The 24,154-nt window shown below is 70.2% G+C and carries 18 protein-coding genes; 10 read left to right on the top strand and 8 right to left on the bottom strand.

The features are described from left to right. Nucleotides 1–9 precede the first annotated feature (9 nt). The 3 genes from WMF46_RS00850 to WMF46_RS00840 all read left to right on the top strand — a co-directional run bounded on the left by WMF46_RS00850 (nt 10) and on the right by WMF46_RS00840 (nt 3,574). A complete protein-coding gene (locus tag WMF46_RS00850) occupies nt 10–432 on the top strand; it encodes a hypothetical protein (RefSeq protein WP_437983845.1) in 423 nt (140 codons plus the stop codon). 88 nt (nt 433–520) lie between these two features. Further along, nucleotides 521–1,633, top strand: coding sequence for a hypothetical protein (locus WMF46_RS00845; RefSeq protein WP_437983844.1), 1,113 nt, complete (start codon nt 521–523; stop codon nt 1,631–1,633). Between the two features lie 48 nt (nt 1,634–1,681). Further along, nucleotides 1,682–3,574 carry a hypothetical protein gene (locus WMF46_RS00840; RefSeq protein ID WP_437983843.1) on the top strand — a complete coding sequence of 631 codons (1,893 nt, stop codon included), beginning with the start codon at nt 1,682–1,684 and terminating at the stop codon, nt 3,572–3,574. Between the two features lie 45 nt (nt 3,575–3,619). Here the strand turns inward: WMF46_RS00840 and WMF46_RS00835 are convergent, their stop codons facing one another. Next, nucleotides 3,620–4,024: a hypothetical protein gene (locus WMF46_RS00835; protein WP_437983842.1), complete on the bottom strand. Its 405-nt coding sequence runs from the start codon at nt 4,022–4,024 to the stop codon at nt 3,620–3,622. Between the two features lie 283 nt (nt 4,025–4,307). Continuing rightward, nucleotides 4,308–5,324: a zinc-binding alcohol dehydrogenase family protein gene (locus tag WMF46_RS00830; protein ID WP_437983841.1), complete on the bottom strand. Its 1,017-nt coding sequence runs from the start codon at nt 5,322–5,324 to the stop codon at nt 4,308–4,310. A 212-nt stretch (nt 5,325–5,536) separates the two neighbouring features. Between WMF46_RS00830 and WMF46_RS00825 the strand changes: the two genes are divergently transcribed. Then, nucleotides 5,537–6,769, top strand: a complete 1,233-nt coding sequence (locus tag WMF46_RS00825) for a hypothetical protein (protein WP_437983840.1) — start codon at nt 5,537–5,539, stop codon at nt 6,767–6,769. 113 nt (nt 6,770–6,882) lie between these two features. Then, complete coding sequence (locus WMF46_RS00820; RefSeq protein ID WP_437983839.1) at nt 6,883–7,203, top strand: hypothetical protein; 321 nt, start codon at nt 6,883–6,885, stop codon at nt 7,201–7,203. A 47-nt stretch (nt 7,204–7,250) separates the two neighbouring features. Here WMF46_RS00820 and WMF46_RS00815 read toward each other — a convergent pair whose 3' ends face one another. Beyond that, a complete protein-coding gene (locus WMF46_RS00815; RefSeq protein ID WP_437983838.1) occupies nt 7,251–7,757 on the bottom strand; it encodes an RDD family protein in 507 nt (168 codons plus the stop codon). Nucleotides 7,758–8,234: 477 nt separating this feature from the next. Between WMF46_RS00815 and WMF46_RS00810 the strand changes: the two genes are divergently transcribed. Next, on the top strand, nt 8,235–9,857 hold the full coding sequence (locus tag WMF46_RS00810; RefSeq protein ID WP_437983837.1) for a DUF1552 domain-containing protein: 1,623 nt from the start codon (nt 8,235–8,237) through the stop codon (nt 9,855–9,857). Between the two features lie 297 nt (nt 9,858–10,154). Here the strand turns inward: WMF46_RS00810 and WMF46_RS00805 are convergent, their stop codons facing one another. Next, complete coding sequence (locus WMF46_RS00805; RefSeq protein ID WP_437983836.1) at nt 10,155–11,624, bottom strand: FG-GAP-like repeat-containing protein; 1,470 nt, start codon at nt 11,622–11,624, stop codon at nt 10,155–10,157. Between the two features lie 719 nt (nt 11,625–12,343). Here WMF46_RS00805 and WMF46_RS00800 point away from each other — a divergent pair. The 3 genes from WMF46_RS00800 (at nt 12,344) to WMF46_RS00790 (ending at nt 16,957) form a co-directional block, all read left to right on the top strand. Next, nucleotides 12,344–13,207 (top strand): DUF6209 family protein, encoded by an 864-nt coding sequence (locus WMF46_RS00800; RefSeq protein ID WP_437983835.1) that lies wholly within the window; start codon nt 12,344–12,346, stop codon nt 13,205–13,207. Between the two features lie 55 nt (nt 13,208–13,262). Beyond that, a complete protein-coding gene (gene metG / locus WMF46_RS00795; RefSeq protein WP_437983834.1) occupies nt 13,263–15,359 on the top strand; it encodes a methionine--tRNA ligase in 2,097 nt (698 codons plus the stop codon). A 206-nt stretch (nt 15,360–15,565) separates the two neighbouring features. After that, nucleotides 15,566–16,957, top strand: a complete 1,392-nt coding sequence (locus WMF46_RS00790) for a hypothetical protein (protein WP_437983833.1) — start codon at nt 15,566–15,568, stop codon at nt 16,955–16,957. Nucleotides 16,958–16,979: 22 nt separating this feature from the next. On the opposite strand, the gene WMF46_RS00785 is transcribed toward WMF46_RS00790, so the two are convergent. The 4 genes from WMF46_RS00785 to WMF46_RS00770 form a co-directional block, all read right to left on the bottom strand. Next, on the bottom strand, nt 16,980–18,671 hold the full coding sequence (locus WMF46_RS00785) for a glycoside hydrolase family 43 protein (protein WP_437983832.1): 1,692 nt from the start codon (nt 18,669–18,671) through the stop codon (nt 16,980–16,982). Nucleotides 18,672–18,836: 165 nt separating this feature from the next. After that, nucleotides 18,837–20,675, bottom strand: coding sequence for an SLC13 family permease (locus WMF46_RS00780; protein ID WP_437983831.1), 1,839 nt, complete (start codon nt 20,673–20,675; stop codon nt 18,837–18,839). Nucleotides 20,676–20,814: 139 nt separating this feature from the next. Beyond that, nucleotides 20,815–21,816, bottom strand: a complete 1,002-nt coding sequence (locus tag WMF46_RS00775) for a universal stress protein (RefSeq protein ID WP_437983830.1) — start codon at nt 21,814–21,816, stop codon at nt 20,815–20,817. A gap of 267 nt (nt 21,817–22,083) precedes the next feature. Beyond that, nucleotides 22,084–23,634: an FAD-dependent oxidoreductase gene (locus WMF46_RS00770; RefSeq protein ID WP_437988030.1), complete on the bottom strand. Its 1,551-nt coding sequence runs from the start codon at nt 23,632–23,634 to the stop codon at nt 22,084–22,086. A gap of 36 nt (nt 23,635–23,670) precedes the next feature. On the opposite strand from WMF46_RS00770, the gene WMF46_RS00765 reads away from it, so the two are divergent. Continuing rightward, on the top strand, nt 23,671–24,150 hold the full coding sequence (locus WMF46_RS00765; protein ID WP_437983829.1) for a MarR family winged helix-turn-helix transcriptional regulator: 480 nt from the start codon (nt 23,671–23,673) through the stop codon (nt 24,148–24,150). Nucleotides 24,151–24,154: the final 4 nt, after the last annotated feature.

Raw genomic sequence — 24,154 nt, 5'->3', positions numbered from 1 at the left:
CGCTCTATCATGGAGATCGACCTCGCGTTCGTCCCCGGCTTCTCCGCGTCGCTCGCCGGCTGGGAGGCCACGCTGCGCGTGAGCGGCCATGGCGCGGTGAGGTGCCACTGGATCGGGCCGTCGGGCCCGGAGGAGCGAACCGGGACACGCCACGATCTCTCGCTGACCCCGGAAGCCTTCGAGAGGCTCAGCGGCGCGCTCCGCGATCTCCCCGAGGAGCTCCAGCGGTGGGCGCTCGACGACGCTCCTGTCCGGTACATCCGGTGCCGCGCCGGAGATGGGCTCATCGAACGTCGCCGGTCGGTATCGAGGCGGGCCGCGACGCCGCTCGAGGCGGCGTTCGATCGCGTCTGGATCGAGCTCTTCTCCCTCGTGCGGCCGGCCCTTGTCGACCTCGGCATGCCCGAGTCGCTCGTCGCGCTGGCCCGCTGATACGACAGCGCCCGACAGCAGCGAACATCACGAGCGCTCCGAGGGAGGCTTGCCGACGTGCTCCCGCGTTCCGTGTACACTGCGCGCCATGAACCGCTTCCTGCTGATGAGTGTGCTTGCTTTGTCCGCGTGTAGCCCCGAAGCTCGGGACTTCGCTCCTGGGAGCTCCGACGCCGCGAGCTCGGGGACCTCCGGCGGGGGCGGAGGCGTCGCCGTGGCCGCGGCGGGGACCGGAGGCGACGACGCGCCCGGCTGCCAGGATGGCCTGTCCTTCTGCGCCGGCGCCTGCGCGGACAAGACCTCCGATCCGGAGCACTGCGGCGCTTGCGGCCATTATTGCCTGGGAGCGCCGTGCGTGGCATCGCGCTGCCAGCCCCTCCTCCTGGCGTCGGGCGGCGTCGAGCCGACGGACATCGTGGTCGACGAAACCACGGCGTACTGGGTCGATCCCGTCGCTCGACAGGTGATGACGGTGCCTGTCCGCGGCGGCAATGCGGAGTTCCTCTTCATGGGAGACCCCCCCTTCGCCCCCCAGAGCATCACGCTCGACCCCTCCGGCCAGATCTATTTCACCGACTCAGGCCTCGAGATCATCATGATGGCGACGTACGAGGGCGATTCCACGATCCTCGCGGACGGGCAGACATACCCCATGGGCATCGCGGTCGACGCCGAGAACGTCTACTGGACGAGCGCCGACCAGGGCACCGTCATGAAGGTGCCCGTCGCGGGCGGCGCCCCGGTCGCGCTCGCGGAGGGGCAAGACTCGCCGCTCGGCATCGCCGTCGACGCGACCCACGTCTACTGGGTGAACGAAGGAGGCACGGTGATGAAGGTGCCTGTCGCGGGCGGCGCCCCGAGCGCGATCGCGGACGGGCAGGTCAAGCCGCAGGACATCGCCGTGGACGCCGCCGCCGTCTACTGGACCAATGACGGAGGGACCGTGATGAAGGCTCCGCTCGAGGGCGGCCCCCCCTTCGCGCTCGCGGAGGGGCAGCGCAACCCGCGGAAGCTCGCGATCGACGCCGAGAGCGTGTACTGGACGAACGACGACGGCAGCGTGAAGAAGGTGCCCATCGGAGGCGGCGATCCCGAGACGCTCGCGACGGGGCAAGATCATCCGCTGGGCATCACCGTGGACGCGACAAGCGTCTACTGGACGAACAGCGCCGCAGGCACAGTGATGAAGCTCCCGAAGTGACACCCCGCTTGCCAGGGGCCCGGTTCGAGCGCGACGATCGGCGCCGCCATGAAGCGCGCCGCCCTTCTCCCGATCGCCCTCCTCACCGCGTGCGCCGGCCCCCCGGCTCCCCAGCGCGCTCCCGTCGCGCCGCTGCCCGCGGCGCCGCGCCCCGCCGTCGCCGCGCCCGCGGTCGTGGCGGCGCAGCCCGCGAGCGCGCCGGCAGAGCTCACCTTCGTGCTGAGGATCGCCCATCCGAAGCGGACCTGGGCCAACGCCGCGCAGCTCGTGCCGAGCAGCGCGCTAGTGTTCACCATGGGCTCGACGGAACCCACGAGCGTGCTCGAGGGAGCGGTGGGCCCGGACCTCGCCGGGATCGTCGATCTGGACAGGCCGATCGACGTCGCCTTCCTGGGCACCACGGGCGCTCACGCCGTTGCCTCCCTGTCGGTCGCGGAGCAGGAGGTGCCGCGGCTGGCCGATCGCTTCGTGCTCAAGGAGCTCCAGGAGCACCCGGGCCTGTTGCGCGTCGAGCGCGCGCGTGACGCCGATCCCGACGAGGAGGCGCCGCCCTGGGCCTGCGCCTTCGATCCGGGCGAGCGGCGGGACGGCGCGCGCCTGCTCTGCGGCGAGGACGTGGAGGACATCGAGGCCGCCGCGGCCTACCTCGTCCAGGTCGTGGCCCGGGAGCCGCTCGACGCGGACGCGCGGATCGAGCTCTCGGATCGGACGCTCCGCCAGGCCGTGGAGGAGGCGAGCGCCGCGGGCGACGCGGACGAGGACGACGGCCGCGCCGGTGCGCTCGGCGAGGAGCTCGCCGCGGGGTTCCTGCGCGACATCGAGCGGTTGAACGTCGACCTCACGTGGGGCCGCGCGGACGTCGAGGTCGGCCTCACGCTGCGCTTCGCGAGCCGGCGCTCGCCCCTCACGCTGGCCCTCGCGCCGGCCGCCGCGCAGGACGCCGCGCCGCCGCCGGCGTTCTTCCGCCTCCCGGCCGACACGGCGGTCGCCTTCCACACGCAGGGCGCGTCGCGCGCCGAGCTCACCCCGCTGCGGGACGCCGTCTTCAAGGCGCTGCGCGACGACATGATCGACGACGGCTACGAAGAGAAGCGGCTCGATCAGGTCCTCGATCGCCTCGAGACCCTGGCCCTCACGGGCGGCCCCCTCGTCGTCGGCGCGGGCGCGAACGGCGCGGCGGCGGAGAAGGCGCTCGCGGCCTACCAGCGCGACAAGGGCGCGCCGCGCGCGCGAAAGGCGGCGCGCCTCGCGCTCCAGGGGTGGGTGCTGGCCTCGGTCGAGGAGCCGGCGCAGACCTGGATCTCCGGGGTGAAGGAGCTCCTCCAGCGCGGCGATGAGCTCGACAGGTTCAAGAGGAGCGCGCCGAAGGACGGAAACACCGCTCAGGCCGCGGGCAAGCCGAAGAAGGACGACGAGGACAAGCAGAACACGACGCACGCGATCGTCCGCGCGCCCGCCTCGCTGCCCGCGGGGACGCTCCACGTCGAGCTCCGCTCCAAGCCGCTCACGAAGGACGCCCCGCCCGCGCACACGACCCACCTCTATGTCGTCCCCGCCGGCCAGCGGACGTGGCTCGGGATCAGCGAGGACGACGCCGCCCTTGTGGCTCGGCTGCGCGTCGCGGTGGATCCGGGGCGCGACGAGGGCACGCTCGGCGCGGCGCCGGACATGGACGTGCTGCGGAGGCGCGGGACGCTGGCCGGCGGGCTCTTCTCGCTGGTTGGCTTGACGCTGCTCGCGGCGAACGGCGACACGCCCGAGGCGCTGGACGAGGCCGCCAGGGATCTCGCCGCGCTCGCGGCGCTGCCGGCGCGCGGCGGGGTCGCCGTCCCGCTCGCCGTCACCTCCGAGGTGCTCGGATCCGGCGCGGCCCACGTCGACGTCCGCGTACGGCTGACCCACGCCGGGATCCAGGACGCGATCGCGCTCCTCGCCCGCTGACGTCGACCCACGGCGCGAGAGGCCCGGACCGCGCTCGAGGCAGCGTCACATCGAGATGTTGATCGTGGGCGACTGGGCCGTCGTCCAGTCGCTGACGCCCGGGAAGTAGGTCGTCTCCTCGTCGCCGCCCCGGGTCGTGTGGATCTGATACCGGCGATTCGCTCCGCAGTTGAAGAGCGCCCCATAGACGATCGATTTCGTCTGACCGGCGCCGACCGACTCGGACGAGGTCTTCGCGAGCTTGTCCCACGTGCCGCCGGACACCTTCACCTTGCTCTCGTCCCAGTCGACCGTGAACGCCCGACTGCCGGAGTTGTGCACGCGCACCGTGATCTGGCAGCCGGCCACCGCGTCGTTCGGCGCGCTCGCGGCGATCGCGGCCCCGATGGGCAACGCGAGGGCAGCGGCGATCAAGGTCCGGCGAATGAGCACATGTCGTTCGAACATCATGGCGAGTTCTCCTGTGGTGGCGCTGCCGTCGATGCCTCTCGACGGCTCGCTCGCGCAGGGACCTCAGCAACCGGCAGGCCAGAGGCGAACTCGCGCCGAACCGCGAAGATTGAGCCTCGTCTCGGCCGCGCGCCGCCCGCCTCCGCTGCGCGGAGGTGCTCGCGCCCAGCCCTCGGGCGCCTGCACGCGCCGCTGGCCAGGAGCGCCGCGGGTGACACATCGCCACGAGGGTGTCACGTGACACCCTGTGGCAGGTGAGCCAACGGCCCGGCGCGCCTCGCGGTCAGCCCCACCCCTCCAGCACCAGCTTGCCCACCGCCTGCCCCGACTCGATGCGGGCGTGCGCGGCGCGCAGGTTCGCCGCGCTGATCCGGCCGAAGTGCTCGCGGCGCGTCGTGCGGACCCGCCCCTCGTCGACCCACGCCGCCACGCGCGTGAGGATCGCCCGCTGCGCGGCCATGTCCGCGGTCTCGTAGAGGGACCGCGTGAACATCAGCTCCCACGCGAAGGTCGCGCTCTTCGACATGAGCTTCCCGAGATCGAGGGGCGCCTTCGCCTCGACGATCCCCACGATGCGCCCGCGCGGCGCCACGAGATCCGCCATCGTGTCCCACCACGCCTCGGTGCTCTGCGTGTTGAAGATGAGCTCCACGTGCTGTATCCCCGCGGCCTCGAGCTGCGGACGGAGCGGCGCGCGGTGGTCGACGAGGACGTCCGCGCCGAGGGAGCGCGCCCACGCCCGGCTCTCCTCGCGCGAGGCGGTCGCGACGACCCGCAGCCCTGCGGCCTTGGCGAGCTGCACCACCATCGAGCCCACGCCGCCGGCGCCGCCGAGGACGAGCACGGCGCTCCCCGCGTCGCGCCCCTCGGGGTCGACGCCGAGGCGCTCGAAGAGCCCCTCCCACGCGGTCAGCGAGGTGAGCGGCAGCGCGGCCGCGTCGGCGAACCCGAGCGACCGCGGCATCGGCGCGGCGATGCGCTCGTCGACGAGGTGCACCTCCGCGTTGCTGCCCGGCCGCGCGATGCTGCCGGCGTAATAGACCTTGTCTCCCGGCCGGAACACAGTGACGTCCGCGCCGACCGACTCGACGATGCCGGCGGCGTCCCAGCCGAGGATGCGCGGCGGGTTCTCGACCCGGGGCTTCGGCGCGCGGACCTTCACGTCGACCGGGTTCACGGCCACCGCGCACACCCGCACGCGCAGATCGCGCGGCCTCGGCGCCGGCTCCGGCAGCTGGAGATCGAGCAGGCTCTCGGGGTGCTCGATGGGAAGGTAGCGGTGGACTCCTACGGCATGCATGGCGTTGCTCCTCTGCGGGGCCGGCAAGAGGCCCCGTCACGCGCCGCAAGGTGACCCTCGCCGGCGCGACGGACAATCCACGCGCGGCGACGAAGATCTGTGAATGCCGTTCACAGATCGACCCGGTCGCAACCTTGCCGCTGCCTCTCTCCGCAGGTTACGTCTGTTACTTCTACGGCATGCGAAGAGGCTTACTCCCGTTTCTCTTGTTCATGAGCGCTGGCCTCGCGTGCCAGCCGGTGCCCTCCGGGTCGGACACGGGCGTCGAGGAGCCGCTCCCTGACGATGGCAGCGACCCCGACCCGCTCTGCCCCGGCCCCGTCGAGCCCGACACCAGCGAGGTCGCGGCGCTCTCGCTCCCGGCGCGCACGGTATCGACGCTGGCCGGCGCTTACATCGCGAGCGACCAGCGCTCGACGCGGACGCGCATGGTCGTGGAGGGCCAGGCCGCGCTGGCGCTCGGGCCCGACTATCCGAGCTCCGTGACGATGGCGCTGGATTCGGTCGTCGACCCGCGCTGCTGCTGTAGTCCGATCCCGGGCGCGATCACCATTGACCAGATAGGCGCCATCCAGGGTGCGATCGCCGTCGAGCAGACGGGGCCCACGACGTTCTCCGTCCGCGTGAGCGAGGAGGGGACGTCGACCTTCGAGGTCTCGGGCGTGCTCGCGGTGCCGGAGGGCGGCCTCGACGCGTGCTCCGCGTACGACGACACCCGCGAGCTCCCCGTCACGCTGTTGATGACCGTCCAGGTGGCGCGCCCGCGCTGGCAGATCGAGACACCGGCGGAGTGCGGCGCGAGCGCCGTCATCCAGTCGAACCGGCCTCTCCCGATCACCACGGCGGCGTTCGACGCGGCGGGCCAGCGCTTCTCTCCACAGAACGTCGAGCGCCCGGCGGTCGACGTGGTGGGGACCGGCGTGGGGCTCCGGGTGCGCGAGGGGGGCGCGCCCTCCGATATCGTCGCGACCGGGGACGGCAGCGTCGTGATCACCGCGGCCGACGGCGGCGCATCGCGCGAGGTCTCGGTGATCCCTGCCGCCCGCATCGACGCCATGGACGTGGTGTTCGCGCTCCCGGGCGTCGCGGGGGGCGAAAGGGCCCTCGTGGATGGCGAGACGCTCGATGGGTTCCACCGCACGGGGAACCGGGTGGTCGCCGTGATCTCCGGGCTCGCGTCCGGCGGTGTTCCGCTGTGCAGCGAGGCGAGGACCGAGGATTTCGAGGTGAGGTCCTCCACGCCGGAGGCCTGCGTCGATGGCCAGTTCTGCGATTCCAGCGAGGTCCCTCGCGGGGATATGCTGACCCGCTCCGCGGAGGTCATCGCCGATGGGAGGTGCGCGGTGCGCGTCGATGCGCCGGCGTTCGCCGGCGGGGCCGGCCTCGGCGCGGAGATCTCCGTGACCCTGAAGGGCACCGAATCGATGATCGATCTCACGCCCTAGGTTGACCGGCACGTGAACAAGGTGGCCCCGTCTTCTTCCTTGCGTGGGAAAGCCGCCCAACCTACTTCTTGGTGCGAGAGCCGTCTCCGCTCGAACAGATCGAGGAGATCACCATGCCGTGGTATGTCTATTTCGCGTACTTCTTCGGTGGGGCGTTCCTCGCCAATGCGCTCCCCCACTTGATCGCCGGCGTGTCCGGCCAGCCGTTGCAGACCCCGTTTGCATCACCGCCATTCAAGGGGTTGTCGCCGCCGGCGGTGAACGTGGCCTGGGCGCTGGCCAACCTCGCCTTCGCGTACCTCTTGCTCGTACGCGTCGAAGCCCTCGACCTCCGGAGCTGGTCTGACGTGGGTGTCTGCTTTCTCGGGTTCGGCGCCATGGCCCTCCAGTGTTCTCGTTCTCTCGCTCGCCTTCGCAAGCAGGCCGTCCCCTGACCTGCCCCGTCGCGAGGCGGTCCCACAGGAGCTCGGCGCACCGCCTCTCAACGTGCGTCGTCAGCGCCGCGCACGAGGATGACGCGCGTCTTCGACAGCCCGTCGTGCAGGCCCACGGGCGCGTCGCCCCGCTTCAGGAACGTGAACGCCTCGAAGGGGATGAACCGGCACAGGGTGCGGATCGCGATCCGACCGATGCCGGCGCGGCTGCCGTCCTCCATCACGACCCGCGTGCCCGTGACGAGCTTGCCCAGCGTGGCGCCGAAGATCGCCTCCATCGAGACATAGTACGCGAACATCATCACGAGACCGAGCAACGTATCGTTGACCTGCTCGAACACCTCGGCGCCCCCGAGCAGCCCTAGGATCGCGCCCGCGAGGAACGTGAACAGCATCGATCCCATGTAGTCGACGATGAGGTTCGCGAACCGCCGGCCGCCGCTCGCGAGCCGCAACCGCGAGCGCTCCTCCGGTTGCAGCGCCGCGGGTTCGTCTGCCTTGGGTGCCTCGTAGGGGTTGTAGCTCTCGGCGGGCTGGGCGGTCGGAGAACTCATGAGACCTCTCGATGCGGGTTGGGTGACGTCGCGGCGCAGCGCTCGAGGGCAGACTGCCCTGGAGTCGACGCGCCCTGGCACATGCTACGCCCCGCAGGCGGCGGCGTGAAGACAGCCCCGTCGACCCGGCGATGAAGGAACGATCGAACCGGACACGCTTTTCGGAGTGTGGACGGATCGCAAGGGCGACCGGTGGCGGCGCCATCTCGAGCTCACCGCCGAGCACGATGTCGACGCTCCCCGTTGCCTTCGCGTTCTACACGGCGACATGGACGGTGCGGCCGATCCGCGTCGTCACGAGGCATCGTTCCGCTCGAAGAGCGCTCCCGGCCGAGCGAAACCCAAATAGGTTCACGGGCCTGCGGGCATTGTAGGGGTGACGGAGAGGTGGCGAACGCGGGCATCCGGAGGGCGCTCCGGGTGTCAGCCGGGCGCCATCTCCACTGATGCAGGAAAAATACGATCATGGCAAAGCGCGTGAACCGAAGAATCTTCCTCCGGGGGCTGGGCGGAGCTTGCGTCGCGGCGCCGTTCCTCGGCTCGATCCTCGACCGGTCCGTGATGGCGCAGCCGGCCACACCGCCGAAGCGGCTGATCGTGATGTACACGCACTATGGCTGCATCACGACGCGGTGGTTCCCGAAGAAGTCGCACGGCCCGCTCACCGCCGCGGACCTCGAGTCGACGACGCTCAAGCACCTCGCGCCTTACGTCGACAAGCTCCTCATGCCCCGAGGCATCCGCGCGATGAACGAGTGGACGGCGACGATGGTTCGGGGGCAGGGGAACGATCACCACACGCAGGTGGTCGGGTCGTACTTCACTTGCCACCCGGTCACTCCCAACAGCAACGACCCGTTCAGCTTCAACACGGCGACGAAGTTCAACGCCATGCCGACCGGTGCCTCGCTGGATCACGTCATCGCACGACAGCTCAGCCCGCAAGGCACTCCGTTGCTCTTGAACACGGGTGGTCAGAATGACAACTCTCAGTCGGCGATCTCCTACTCCGCCGCCGAGACCCTCTTCAGGGGCCTCAACGTGTCGCAGGCCTTCAGCAGCCTCACGGGCCTCTTCGAGGCGGGGAAGCCGACGTCTCCGGACACCTACGCGGCGATGCGCGGCAAGAGCGTCCTCGACATCGTGAAGGATGATCTGCAGAGGCTCGAGCGGTTCGACATGAGCCGTGCCGACAAGCAGAAGCTCGCAGCCTGGAAGGAGCTCCTCAACTCGACAGGAAATGGGGTGGCTTCTGCGCAGTGCGACACGTCCCTCGCCACGGCGCTCGGCGTGACGCAAGAAAACATCGACCTGGCGAGCACAACCCCGCTCGGCGAAGACCGGCTGATGCAGCGAATCTCGAACAGCCTGGACGGAGCCGACCTCTATTCGAACCTCGCCGTGCTCGCGGCGGCGTGCAACGCGAACCCCGTCATCTTCCTGAAGTACCCCGGGAATTACAGCTTTACGGGGCTCGGCCTGACGCAAGAGAGCGAAGGTCTCTCGAGTCGCTTGGACAGCGCGGGAGTGCAGGGCCCCTGCGTCCCGGGTGTGATTGACATGCTCCTCAAGATCGACGACTTCTATGCAAGGAAGTTCGCCCACCTCGTCGGGCAGCTGAACAGCATCGACGAGGGCGACGGGACGCTCCTCGACAACTGCGCGGCCGTCTGGTTCCAGGAGATGTCGGACGGCTGCGCCCTCAACCTCAACAACCTGCCGATCATCCAGGCCGGCAGCGCCGGCGGCTATTTCAAGACCGGCTGGGCCGTGAACGTCGATGACGGCTCGCCCGATCTCACGACCGGCAACAGCGAGATCACGTGTGCCGAGGGCGCTCCGCAAGAGGTCGACGGGTACTCCCAGGAGACGGGGACCGATCCGTCGCTCGCCAACGCGCCGATCAACAAGTACTTCTGCAGCTTGATGAACGCCCTCGGGGTCAAGGCAGGGGCGGATGGTTTCCCGGCAAAGGGCGGTTCGGCGCCGGTGACCCACTTCGGCATGTACGACCGGACGGAAGACTTCATCGGTGGCGGGACCCATCCCCCCACCATCCACGATCCAGGCGAGTTCGCCGCGCTCAGGGCGAGCTCCTGAGCGGCCTCGTCCCCGAGCCTGTCGCGCGCCCGACTCATGAAAGCGCCGCGGGCGAGCGGCCACCGCAGCCCGACGCGACGGCTCTTTTCGCTCGGCGCGTGCTCGATGCCGCCCTCCAGGAAGCGGTTGGCTACACGCCGCGCTTCGCGGCGGTATGCACCCGTCGCCTCCGCGGGATGCCCTATCAACAATTTATCGATGCATCGAAGGGGTCGCCGTCACTCCACGGCGTGCGGGGCATGCCGCGACCATGAGGGTGGCCGCGGCATGCCCCGCTGGGGGGACGTATGTACCGGCTCAGTGCCAGGTCTTCAGGACATCGGCCTTGCCGTCGGCGTTGAAGTCGCCGAGCGCGACCTGGGAGAGCGTGGCGCTGGCGGTGTTCAGGGTCGACCAGCCGGCGGTGCCGCTGAGGGACACGTACCACGTCGTGCCGGTGGCGCGGAACGCGTCGGCCTTGCCATCCCCATTGAAGTCCGAAAACTTGAGGGACGAGACGGTGATGCTCGTCGTGTTGAGCGTCGTCCAGCCTCCGGTGCCTGCGGAGGACATGTACCAGTGCGAGCCGTCGGCGCGGAACACGTCATCCTTGCCATCCCCATTGAAGTCCGCAAACCTGAGGTCCGAGGCGGTGTAGCCAGACGAGTTGAGCGTCGTCCAGCCGCCGGTGCCGCCGGAGGACATGTACCAGTTCGAGCCGTCGGCGCGGAACACGTCGTCCTTGCCATCCCCATTGAAGTCCGCAAACCGGAGGTCCGAGAGCGCGGAGCTGGACGTGTTGAGCTGCACCCAGCTGCCGGTGCCGCCGTAGGACACCCACCAGTGCGAGCCGTCGGCGTTGAACACGTCGGTCTTGCCATCCCCGTTGAAGTCCGCAAACCTGAGGTCCGAGAGGGTGTAGCCAGAGCTGCGGAGCAGCGTCCAGCCGCCGGTGCCGCCGGAGGACATGTACCACCCCGAGCCGTTGGCGCGGAACAGGTCGTCCTTGCCATCTCCGTTGAAATCACCCACCCGGAGGTCGGACAGCGGGATCTCCGACGCGTTGATGGAATCCCACCCGCTCGTGCCCGCCCAGGACACGGCCCAGCCGCTATAGAAGCGCATCACGCCTTCTTTGTCGGTCGCGCTGAGCACCCCGCCGTTGTTCCAATCGGGGTTGCAGTAGTTCATTATCGAGTCCAGATCCCACGCGCCGACGGTGTAGTCGCCATCACTGCCGTCGACATCGTTGCACCAGCTCGGCGTGTCCGAGCGGTTCTGCTCGTGCGCGAAGCCGAGGGCGTGGCCGAACTCGTGCGCGGCGATGCTTCGAATGCAGCTCTCGCGGGTCGCTTGGCAGTCCTGGCTCCAGTTGTTGAAGGTGAAGTTGAGCACCATCCCGGCGGGCTCGCCGTCGAGCGCGTCGCCGAGGCCCTTGGTGTGGGGCCCCGGGTCAGCGACGTCAGCGATCCTGATGCGAATTCCATCGTCGCCGCTACCGCAGGTGCCCCAGCCCTGAAAGCGCACCCCGGAGGCCGCCTCCCAGGTGTCGCTCACCGCGTCGCGCACCCATCCTTTCTCGGTCGTGAAGCTTGCGCCATTCTCCCAGCACACGGGGATGAAGAGCGTATCCCAGATGTTTCCCGTATCGACGTAGAGCTCCTGGTGCGCCTCGGTGATGTCGGCGCCGTCTTCGCTGTCGTACGGAGCAACGCCGTCGCCGGCGCTGCAGCCGAGGCCCAAGAGGATGGCAGCGGCACTGAAGGTGAGATAACGAAAGCTTTTCATGGCTATTCTCCCAAAGAAATGTTCGTGCATGTCCACGCGGTCCTCGGCGCCGGGGCCTGCGCCGCGGGGCCACGAAGCGTCGTGGCAGCCTGTGTCTCTGAGGCGCTCGTCCAGCAGCGGGCGAGAGTCTTCGAGACAGAGCGCGACGTTCGCCGCAGCGTTTTGCAGAGGCCGTGCCAGGGTCCTGTACGGCCCGTAGAATCCCGAAAAAGAGCGGCACGCCAGTCACCAGCGCTCAGATCCGGCAGCGGCCTGGCTCCGGCGCGCGGCAGCGTGACATGTCACGCCCTCGTTGTGACATGTCACGCCCTCGTTGTGACATGTGACGCTCCATGAGCCGCTGGTCATGCTGGATAGCCACCTCCCCGCCCCCCCGCACAACCTGGACCGGGCCTGCGTCTCCGTCGATTCAGCTGCCGATCGCGGGACCGACCCAGCGGCATCACGGGCCGGCCCGCGATGCTGCTCACGTCGACGAGGAGGCCGCGCCGTGCTGCCGCCGCGTCGCCGGCGGCAGCACGGCGCGGTTGACACGCGCCGCGCCGTGGAGGGAGACAATGAGGACATGGTTCTGCCTTCTGCCGCTCCTCGTCGCTCGCCGCGGCGCCCCACCCGCGCCGCTCGGCCGGCGCGCGATCGGCCTGCACGCCGGCCGAAACGTCGCCCCGCTTGCATCGGCTGCCCGTTCCTGGCTACCCGTCCATGCAAGGAGGGTCCCGATGGCAATGACCGCTGTTCTCCAGTTCCTGCCTGACTGGCAGCACGCGCAGCAGGGTCCGATCGAGCGCGGGGGGAAGCTCAAGATCGAGTATGAGCTGAGCCGCCTGTCGCGCTGCTTCACGACGTGGCGCGGCGCCGAGATCGGCGACATCACCGCCTACGTCCGCTTTCACCCGCGCGGCGCGATCGTGCAGGGGAGCGTCGTCGAGGAGGTGCGGGCCCCGGGGAACCCGCCCGGGCACGTCGTCGCGCACAGGGCCGCGGCCCTGGAGATCTCGGTGCCCGACGACGCGACCCAGGCGGAGATCTGGTTCCACGGCTCCTCGCAGACCAGCCGCCGGTGCGAGGCGTGGGACACGCGCTTCGGCGACAACTACTGGTTCGACGTGGGCGGCCCGCCGCCGCGGATCCCGGCGCAGCCGGTCGTCTACCGCGCGGGGGCGCAGCGGCGACCCGACATCACCAACGTCCGGGCCTTGCGGGTCTCGAAGGTCAACGCGTTCCCGAGGCCCGCGCAGGGGCCGATCCTGGGGAAAGACATCCAGACCCACGTGGACCTCGACGCGTGGGTCAGCCATTCGGCGTGGGGCGCCAGGGCATGGATCGATGTCCACGTGTTCGACGGCCACGACGCGCTCGTCCACGCCGAGACGATCCCGCTTTCGTATACCGGGTGGGGCCCGAACCAGCAGTTCAGCTTCGCCGGCAAGATTTTCCAGGGATCCACCGCGACGCCGGGCTCGGTGTCGCCACGGCCGGACGCGCGCAGGGTGCAGCTCCGGCTCTATTACGAGATCGACGGCCAGGTGTTCACGGATGGAGTCCTGCACCAGGCCGAGCTCCCCGAGGACGCGCTGATCTGATCGGCGCCGCGCCGGCTCGCCGCGGGAGAGCGCCCCATGCTAAGAGGGCGTTGCCATGGCGAGCCGCTTCTACGTCACGACGCCCATCTATTACATCAACGACGTCCCGCACCTCGGCACCGCCTACACGACGATCGCCGCGGATGTGCTGTGCCGCTACCACCGGCTGCGCGGCCACGAGAGCCGCATGCTCACCGGCACGGACGAGCACGGCCTCAAGATCCAGCGCGCCGCCGAGGCGCGCGGCGTCGCGCCGGGCGCCCACGCCGACGAGATCGCCGCCGTCTTCCGCGCCACGTGGCCGAAGCTCGGCTGCGCTCCCGACGACTTCATCCGCACGAGCGAGCCGCGCCACAAGAAGGCCGTGCAGGAGCTCTGGAGCCGGATCAAGGCGCGCGGGGACATCTACCTCGGCCACTACGAGGGGCTCTACTGCGTCGGGTGCGAGGCCTACTACACCGAGAAGGACCTGGAGCAGCCGGGGAACGTCTGCCCGCTGCACAAGAAGCCCGCCGAGAGCGTCAAGGAAGAGAGCTACTTCTTCCGCCTGTCCAGGTACGGAGACGCGCTGCTCGATTATTACAAGCGCAACCCGACCTTCGTGCAGCCGGCGAGCCGCCTGAACGAGGTGGCGAGCTTCGTGCGCGAGGGGCTCCAGGATCTGTCGGTCTCCCGCACCACGTTCCAGTGGGGCATCCCCGTCCCCGACGACCCGAAGCACGTCATGTACGTCTGGTTCGACGCGCTGGCGAACTACATGACCGCCCTCCGGGAGCCGGAGGACAACACGCGCTTCTGGCCCGCGGACGTGCACCTCGTCGGCAAGGACATCCTGCGCTTCCACGCCGTCTACTGGCCTGCGTTCCTGCTCTCGGCCGGCTACAGCGAGGCGGAGCTGCCGCGCCAGGTCTTCGCCCATGGGTTCCTCACGTACAGCGGCCAGAAGATGTCGAAGACGCTCCGCAACACCATCAGCCCCGTCGAGGTGGCGTCCGCCCTCTCCGAGGCGGCCGCGGCGGCCCTGCCCGGCGGCCCGGGCGCGGCGGACGTCGGGGTGGACGTGGTGCGGTATTGCCTGATGCGCGCGATCTCGTTCGGTCAGGACGGCGACTTCAGCCTCCAGGACGTGCTGTCGCGGTATGGCTCGGAGCTCGGCAACGCGCTCGGCAACCTGCTGAATCGCGTGCTCCCGTTCGCCGAGGAGGTGCCCGCGAAGGGGGCCTCGGGCCCGCTCGAGGAGGAGCTCGCCGGGGCGCAGCGGCAGGCCGCGGCGGCCGCGGCGACGGCGTTCGACGCGAACCAGCCGACGCGCGCGCTCGACGCGATCTGGACGGTGATCGCCGCCGCGAACCTCTACATCGACAAGGCCGCTCCGTGGGTGGCCAAGAAGACGGACCCGGCGCGCCTCGGGACGATCATCGCGACCTTGGTCGAGCAGCTCGAGGCGATCAGCGTGATGATCTCCCCCGTGATGCCGGTCGTGGCGGGCAGGATGCGCGAGCAGCTCGGGCTGCCGCCGATCGCGTTCGAGGAGGGCAGCGATCGCTGGCCGATGGCGCTCCCCTCGCGAGCGCCGGGCGAGAAGCTCCGCAGGGGCTCGCCCATCTTCCCGCGCCTCGAGAAGGAGAAAGAGGCCGAGCTGCTCGCCCGGTTCGCCCCGCCGCGGCCGGACGCCGAGCCGGGGAAGGCCGATGCGAAGGTTGGCGCGAAGGCCGATGCGAAGGTTGGCGCGAAGGCCGATGCGCAGGCCGCCCCGGAGGCGAAGACCGCGCCCGCGGCGAGCGGCGGTGCCGGGGTGGCCGCCCCGCCGGCGCGCCAGGACAAGAGCCCTGTCGCGTTCGACGATTTCGCCCGGCTGGACCTCAGGATCGGCGTGGTCACGAGCGCTGAGCGCGTGAAGAAGAAGGACCGGCTGCTCGATCTGCGGGTCGACACCGGCGACGGCGCTCCGCGGCGCATCATCTCGGGCATCGCGGCGAGCTACGCCCCGGAAGAGCTCGTGGGCAAGCGGATCGTCGTCATCTGCAACCTGCCGCCGCGCGACTTCGGCAAAGGGCTCGTGTCCGAAGGCATGCTGCTGACCGCCGAGGTCGAGGGGCGAGTCCGCACCATCACGGTCGAGGACGCCGCGCCGGGCACGCCTGTGCTCTGATACCGCACGCCGGCACGCGATTCACAGCTCAGCGATACGACGGGAGCGAAACACCGGCCGCAGCGGCCGCGCGGCGAGATCGCGGTCGCCGCGCCGCGATCGTGCTTTTCACGCCGGTGGGCAGGGGACCCCCGGGGATGCCGGTCCGCGCGCCGGGGGGCGTGCTAGACCTGGTCAATGCGCGCTTGCCTTGGCACGAGGAGGCGGTGAGCATCTCCCTGCGGGGGCGCGATGCCGTGGCCCTGGCCCTGGCGGTCGCGGCGCACGCCGCGATCCTCGCCGCGCCGACGCCGGAGCGGCCTCCGGAGGGCCCTGCCGAGCCGTCCGCGATCGTGGATGGCATCGATTTCGAGCTGGAACCACCGGCTCCCCAGGCCGCAACCGCGGCGCCGGCCGGGGGCGAGCCGGAGACGGCCGGCGAGATCGGCAAGGCCGCTCCGGCCGAGAAGGCGCACGCGCCCGCGCCGGGCGCCGCAGCGGCCAAGGTCGCCTCGGTGGAGCGCGCGAGGCCGGCGCCGGCAGCCCCCGCCGCCGAGCCGAAGGCCGCGCCTCCGGAGACGGCGCCGCCCGCCCCCGGAGCCGCCGCCCGGCCTGCGGCCGAGGCCCCCGCGCCCGCCGTCGAGGCTCCCGGGGCTCCTGCGCCCACCGCAGAGGCCCCGGCGCCCACCGCAGAGGCCCCGGGAGCCCCGGCGACGGCGCCGCCCGGCGACGAGTACGGCGGGGCACCGCCCGCCGAGGGCGGGGGCATCGCGCTCGCGCCAGGGCTCGGGACGCCCCTCTGGAGCGTGCCCGGCGTGCTCCCCGGCCCCGACGCGCCGCGCGCCGCCCCGACGGCCGCCCCGCGCGCTCGCCCGGTGGATCCGGCGATCGCGGGCACGGTGCTGAACGAGACGCTGCACAGCAAGGACAAGAGCGTGGGGATCAGCGTCCCCGCCGCGGGCGCTGTGGCGAGCACCCTGGCCGACATGGTCCGCTCCTCGGCCGCGCCCCTCGACGCGCGGGCGACCTTCGAGGTCAAGCTCGGCGCCGACGGCCAGGTCCTCGGCGTCCGGCTGGTGAGCGCGTCGGCCGGGGACGGCCCCACGTGGGATCGCATCGTGGACGGGGCCAAGGGCGCGCTCGCGGGGAGCGCGCTGCAGATGGGGCCTGACCGGCAGCCGGTCACCGTGACGGTCAAGGTCCAGTCCAAGGTGCAGTATCCGTCCGGCAGCAAGAAGAAGCCCAAGCCGGAGCTCGTGTGCGCCGAGGAGGTGCTCGAGCAGCTCCAGCTGGCGATGGAGGACCCGAGTCGGCTCGGCCAGCTGCGCGGCCCGGGCGACGGGGCGCCGCCGGCAGGCGACATGGATGAAGAAGAGCGAAAGAGGAGGTTCTGCATCCCTGTCGGGCTCCGCGTCAAAGGCGATCTGTCCGATGTCGGCGCGCACAAGGTCAACGTGGTCTCGGCGTCGTTCGCGGTGAAGCGCGAGGGCGAGCGCGCCCTGCCGCACGAGGACATCCTGCCGATCGACACGCGCGTTCCGTGGGCGCCCAAGGACCCGAACAAGACGAAGCTCCCGCCGCCCAAGAAGAAGAAGTGGAAGAAGAAGAAGGAGCCTTGAGGGCCAATCCAGCGACCCGCGGTCAACAACGAGGTTCTTTACCCGCCTCCCTCGTGGGAAAGTCACGCTGCGGGCGCCTGGGGTCGATCAGGTACTCGCGCTCGCGGTACTCGAAGTAGTCGAAATCTGCTGGGCGTCCGGCACCGGACATGTCCTGGCACGCCATGCCGACGAACGCACCGGTGAAGTTGGGAAGGCCCGGCGCGGAGGCCTCGTCCGAGAGGATACTGGCGTCCAGGTGCTCCGGGAACCAGCTCCAGTCCGCACCGTTAAGGCTGTAAGCGAAGTAGAGCCGGTCGTGGTCGAGCTCGGCGCGCAGGTGCACGGGCGCGGTGCCCGGGATGGGGACGGGTGCGGTGAAGGCGTCCGCCATGACCCCATCCGGGATCGCCGACATGATCCGGACATAGCGCCCGACCGTCTCCTCGTGCGAGATGTGCAGGTAATGGAACTTGCTCGCGTTGTAGTAGCAGATGAGCCCGGCCATCTGCTGATAACGCTCGGGCGCGAAGTCGACCGACGTGACCGCTGTGTAGCAGTGCGCCTGCTGGCGACGCGCGACGAGCGACTGGCGGAACAGGCTGCCGAGCGTCTCGCGGCCATAGAGCCGGAGATGACCGGGACGTGCGGTGAGGCTGAACAGCTCGTCGGGGTAGGGCGAGCGCAGCCACTGGAAGTCGATCGGCAGCTGCGGTGAATCGAAGTCCTCGCGCGCGGCCGGGGCGGGGAACGGATGCGCGGGCAGGCCGGGGGCTGGGACCTCGACGCGCGGGATACCTTGACCATCGGCCGTGCGAAGCCAGCCGTCGTCCGACCAGACCATCCTCTGGATCGCGGTCTCGCGGCCGAGCGTCGAGCGCCCGCGGTTCGGGATGGGACGGCTGCACAGGTGGACCATGTACACATCGCCCGACGGCGTATCGCAAAGGTCAGCGTGGCCCGCGCGCTGCAGCGCGACGTCGGCGCGAGCGCGCGAGGTCAGGATGTACGTCTCGGGGTGCAGCTCGTACGGGCCGGTGAGGTCACGGGAGCGCGCCATGGTGACGGCGTGGCCCTGGTACGTGCCGCCCTCGGCGGTGATCAGGTAGTAGAAGCCGCCGCGCTTGTAGATGTGCGAACCTTCGGTGTAGCCGATCGACGTGCCTTTGAAGATGTTCGTGACAGGCCCGATGAGCTTGCGCTCGGCGTGCGAGTACTCCTGGAGCACGATGCCGGCAAAGCGAGCGCGGCCGGGCCGGTGGTCCCACAGCATGTTGCTCAGGTACTTGCGGCCGTCGTCGTCGTGGAACAGCGAGGGGTCGAAGCCGCTCGAGTTGAGATGAACGGGATCGGACCACTCGCCGTCGATGGTGGGGCTGGTCACCAGGTAGTTGTGGAAGTCGCGCATCGACGCGCCGGACGCCCCACCGACGGTGGTCCGGCCGTAGCGCTTCACGTCGGTGTAGATCAACCAGAACAGGCCATCCGCATACGTCAGGCACGGCGCCCAGACGCCGCACGAATCGCCGTCGCCAAGCAGGTTCAACTGGCTCGCGCGGTTGAGCGGGCGCGAGAGCAGACGCCAGTGCACGAGGTCGCGCGAGTGGTGGATCTGCACGCCGGGGTACCACTCGAAGGTCGAGGTCGCGACGTAGTAGTCGTCGCCGACGCGGACGATGGACGGATCGGGGTTGAAGCCCGGCAGGATCGGATTGCGGATGACGGGATCAGGCATGGATGAATGGCTCGCCGGCGATGGTCCGGAGGACGATCGCGCCGAGGATATCGAAAGACGAAGCTGCCGCCGCCAAAAAAGAAGAAGTAGAAGAAGAAGGAGCCTTGAGGGCCGCGTCCCGCGCCCGGCGCGCCGCCGGGCGGCCTGAAGCGGCGCCTCCCGCGGTCAGAAGCCCCACACGAGCGGGACGACGATGACGGTGGTCGCGAGCACCAGGAGCTGCAGCGGCAGCCCCACGCGCGTGAAATCGTTGAATCGATAGCCGCCCGGCGCGATCACGAGGACGTTCACCGGAGAAGCGATCGGCGTGGCGAACGCCGCGGAAGACGCGAACGCGACGCCGATGAGCAAGGGCTCTGGCGCGAGGCCCAGCGCCTCGGCCAGACGAACCGCGAGGGGGGCCACGAGCAAGGCCGTCGTGGTGTTGGAGAGGACCATCCCGATGGCCGAGGTGAAGAGGACGAGCAGACCGAGGACCACCGTGGGCCGCGCCCCCGTGAGGAGCTGCTCGACCGCGGACACGGCCGCCCCCATCGCCTCGGTGCGCTCCAGCGCCGTGGAGACGGGGATCATCCCCGCGATGAGCACGACGCTCTCCCAGTTCACGGCGCGGTAGGCGTCCGCCGGGCGCACGCACCGCGCGAGCACCAGGAGGACCGCGGCGAGCAGCACGGCGACCACGTTGGGCAGCCACCCGAACGCCATGATGACGAGCATCCCCAGGGTGACCCCCACGGCGGCGAGGGCGCGCCCGCGATCGACGAGCACGGCGCTCGGCGCGTCGGGCTCGGCGACGAGCACGAGATCCCGCCGCTCGTCGCGGAGGTTCCTCAGGTGCTTCTGCCGCCCTTTCACGAGGAGCGTATCGCCGGCGCGGAGCTTGAGATCGCGCAGCTCGGGCGTCGCATGGAACACCGGCAGCGATCCTCCGCCTCGGCGGATCGCGAGCACATTGGCGCGGTAGCGATCGCGGAACTTGGCTTCCCGCAGGGTCTGTCCCGCCAGCCGGGAGCGCCGCGGGAGCACGACCTCACACATGGACTCTTCGTCGGGCAACGAGAAGACGGGGCGCTCCGGGAGCGCTTCGAGCCCGAAGCGCTCTGCGAGCGCGGCGATCGCGCTGTCGCTCCCGAGCACGCGCAGCTCGTCGCCCACGACAAACACCGCGTGCGGAACGACGCGCTTGGCCAAGGGGCCACGAGGCCCGTCGTGCGCGATCCCCACCACGGTCACGCCGAAGTCGGCGCGGAGGTTCGCGGCGCCGAGCGTGAGGCCGGCGAGCTTCGAGCGCGCGGTGACGCGCAAGGCGCGCAGCGACGTGCCGAGCTCGTAGTCCATCGCGAGATCGTTCAGCGTGAGCGAGCGCGGCGCGCCCGCGTCCGCCGCGTCCGCCTTGCCAGGGAGCAGGCGACGACCGAACGACACGACGTAGGCCACACCGATCACGAGCACGGCGAGGCCTGGAACGATGAAGCTGAAGAAGCGGAATGGCTCGCGCCCCGCCTCACGGAGGGCGTCGCTCACGAGCAGGTTCGGCGGCGTGCTGATGAGCGTCAGGTTGCTCCCGAGGTGCGCGGCGAACGCCACGGGCATGAGGAGCCTCGCGGGCGCAATTCCACGCTTCAACGCGAGGGTCCCCACCACCGGCAGGAGAATCGCCACGGTCCCTGTGGAGCTCATGAAGGCGGAAAGGAGCGCCGTCGCCCCCATCACGACCACCATCACCCTCGCCTCTCCCGATCCCGCGACGCGCTCGAGGCGGTGGCCCAGCCAGTCGGCGACGCCTGTGTCCGTCAGCGCGGCCCCCACGATGAACAGGCCAGCTATCATGAGCACGGCCGGGTTGCTGAACCCGGCGAGCCCGTCCGAGACCGTGGTGACGCCGGAGAGGGTGAGCGCGAGCAAGGACATCATCGCCACGACGTCGAGCCGCAGGCGATCGCTCACGAACAGGACGATCGTGGCCCCGAGGATGGCCAACGTGAGGGCAGCTTCCGGCATCATGCGACGGCGGAGCCTAGCCGAGGGGGCCGGAGAGCCAACCCCCTATCGTCTCACCCGCGCTCACGCCGTCTTGCCCTCGGCGGGTCGAGTCGACGCGCGCGTCGAGGCGCCGCCGGAGCATGCTTCGCTGCCGCGCCGCTCAGGGCAGCTCCAGCACGAACGTGGAGGGGCGCGCGATCAGCACGTCGCACGGCGCCGAGCGCATGACGGATTCGGCCACGCTGCCCAGGAGAGCGCGCGAGATCCCCGTGCGCCCGTGCGTGCCCATGACGATGAGATCGGCCTTCCACCGCGCGGCTTCGCGGACGATCGCGCGCCTCGCGTCGCCGCGCCGGACCGACGACTCCCACGTCACGCCGAGCCCGTCGAACGAGTCGAGGAGGCGCCCGAGGCCGGCGCGCGCGTCGTCATGGTATCGCGCCTTGTAGGCCGCGAACTCCATCGAGGGGAGGGCGAGCGCCATCCTGTCCTCGAAGGGCACGTGGTAGGCGTGGATCGCCCGGATGCGGCTCACCTCGGGGTCGATGACCTTCGTCGCGAGCGCGGCGCTCCGGAGCGCGACGTCCGAGAGCTCGACGGCGAGCAGCGGCCGCCTGTAGGCGCCGGCGGGGGGTCGCTGCACGACGAGCACGGGAGTGTCCGCGTGACGGACGGTGAGCTCGGCCGTCGACCCGAGCAGGAGATCGAGGATCGGGCGCTCCCCGTGCCTGCCGAGGACGATCAGCTCCGCGCCGCGGCTGCGCGCATGACGGATGATCTCGACGAACTCTCTGCCGACGAGCACGCTCGGGGCGACCTGCAGACCTGCGTTCCCCGCGCCTCGGGCGACATCGAGGGCCCGGGCCGCGATCTCGTCGAGCGAGCGACGCGCGGCCTGCTCCGCGCTCTCGCCCTCCGCGGGCGAGGCGGGCGCTGGCAGCACGTGAACGAGGTGCAAGGTGCTGCCCGCCGCGAGGGGGAGGCGCGCGGCGCGCTCGATCGCCGCGAGAGCGCCCGGCGAGAAATCGGTCGCAGCGAGGACGTGGCCGAGGCGAGCCTCGCGGCGCGGTGTGCTCGTCGTCCGGCCGTCGCGCTGGGGGGCCGGCTCCGCCTGGGCGGGCGAGCTGGGCGGCGTCGTGGGCGTGGCTTTTATGCGGCGCATCGGCTCGTCGCGCAAACATAGCAAGCACAGCAAGGCACGCGCCAGGCGTCGCGGCCCGCCCTGCGGAGAGCGCACGTGCCGCCGAGGGCCTGCGAGGCACTGAAGACGCGGAAGGTGCACCGCGCCACGTAAGGATTGCGCTCGAGGTGGCGCGGAAGAACCTGATTGGCCAGAACGGTGGTACCGGCGTCCAGGTGCCCTGGTCGATGTTCCGTCTCCCCTGACGCGAGGGGCCGCGCCGCTGGCTCGGTGAACGGCCCCGACGCGTCATCCCCGTGATGGGAGGCCGACGCTGGCAAGGTAGGCTTCCAGAGCGGGTGCATGGTCGGACGACACGATGGCGCCGATAACTCCGTCCGGCCGGACGAGCACCCAGTCGCCGGGCGACACGCCATAAGCAGCGCGGAGATGGCCGCCATCATCGACGATGTCGCCGCGCGGCCCGACGGCGTGGATGTGAAGTCCGGGGCGCGGCTCGACGGCCGAGAGCCGGTCCGGCCCGTAACCCAGCAAGGTCCACTGCGGACCCTGGAAGAGCTTGAAGAGCCGCGTCGGCATCCCCGCCACGCCGCGGACGGGCGCGTCCGGCGCTCGACCGCCCGCGCGGATGCCGCCGCTGCGTTTCGGCTTTTCCATGGCCAGCGACGATTCCGGGTATCCGAGATCGAGCTGATGCACCTCGCGCCCGCGGCGCATGACGCCCCGCTTGGCCGCGTCCAGGAGCTTCGTTGTCAGCCCGAGCGTCTCCGCGGCGATCGGCCGGCGCTCCTCCTCGTAGGTCGCGAGCAGCGCCTCCGGTGCGCCTGCCAGAACGGCGGCGAGCTTCCAGCCGAGGTTGTAGGCATCCTGCACGCTCGTGTTGAGGCCCTGCCCACCCGTCGGCGGGTGGACATGCGCGGCATCGCCGGCGAGGAAGACGCGCCCGTCCCGGTAACGGTCGGCGAGGCGCGCGTTCATGGTGTAGGCGGAGGCCCAGGAGACCGAGCGGATCACGATGTCGCCTCGGCCCGTGCGGCCCGTGACCATCGCTGTAAGGCCTTCCGCGGAGAGGTCGACATCACCCTCGAGAGGAATCGGCGCCTGCAACTGGAACATGTCGGTGCCGACGAGCGGGCACAGCGACATCTGCCTCTCCATCGACCCTTCGTTGAAGCGATGCCAGGCGGCCCTGCTGAGTCCCTCCAAAACGACGTCGGCGACGACCGCGCGCACCCCCAGGGTCTTGCCGGGAAAGCCGATCGCGAGCGCGTGCCGTACCACGCTGCGGCCGCCGTCCGCTCCGACGAGGTAGCGGACGCGGACGGTCTCCTCGCCCGCCGGGCCGGCGATGCGGGCGTTGACCCCCTCGCCATCCTGCTCGAAGCTCTTCAGCTCGCGGCCGAACTCCGGGTGCTTCCCGAGCTCCGCCAGACGCTCGCGCATCGCGGCTTCGGTCAGGAATTGAGGCACGAGGAGCGGCAGGCGATAGGGCTCGCCAGGCGTCGGGTCCTGAGGCTCCATGATCTGCGACTCCTCGTAGCCTCCGTCGTCGCGATATACCCGCGGGGGTGGGTACAGGCCGCCGGTCGCAACGACGCGGTCGAGGATGCCCAGATCCTCGAACACCTCCTGGCTGCGCGGCTGGATCCCTTTGCCCCGCGAGCCGCGAAAGGGCCCGTCCTGCCTGTCGATGAGCCGGAACGCAACGCCCCGACGGGCGAGCTCAATGGCGAGGGTCAACCCAGCAGCACCTGCGCCGACGATCAGGACATCCGTTGAAAAAGTAGATTCCACAGCGAGCTCCGCTTTGTTGGACCGCGTTTCATATATGTGTATCATGCATATAACCGCGCCCTCCGGAGCGTCAAGGAATTTGTGCAAAATACACGCATCGCAAAAAAGAAACTCCGCGAGCTCCACGGAGCCATGGTCGATCTGGTCGCGCTCATGAACCAGCCGCAGCGCGATCAGGCGCTGCTCGCGGAGGCAGGCATCTCCCTGGATCAAGCCCTCTTTCGGCTGCTGGTGGGGATCGAGCGCTTCGGGCCGATCGGCGTTGTCGAGCTCTCGAACCGAGCCGGGCGCGATTACACGACCGTCAGCCGCCAGGTCGCGAAGCTCGAGAGCCTGGGGCTTATCGAGCGTCGGCCGAGCCCAGCCGATCGTCGCATCCATGAGGCGGTGATCACCGACAAGGGGCGGCAGATGACGGACGCCTTGGACGCCGCGCGTCAGAGGATTGCGGCCCCTATCCTCGCCAGGTGGAGTGAGGAGGACTTCAGCGACCTGGTGCGCCTGATGCGCCGGTTCGTGGACGATTTGATGGCGCCGTCCAGCGGAGCGGACAAGACCTGATGGG

The sequence above is a fragment of the Sorangium sp. So ce117 genome, assembly GCF_051524395.1.
GTDB lineage: Bacteria > Myxococcota_A > Polyangia > Polyangiales > Polyangiaceae > Sorangium > Sorangium cellulosum_B.
Note: the sequence above shows the minus strand (reverse complement) of the source record. Positions and strands in the feature narration are given on the sequence as shown.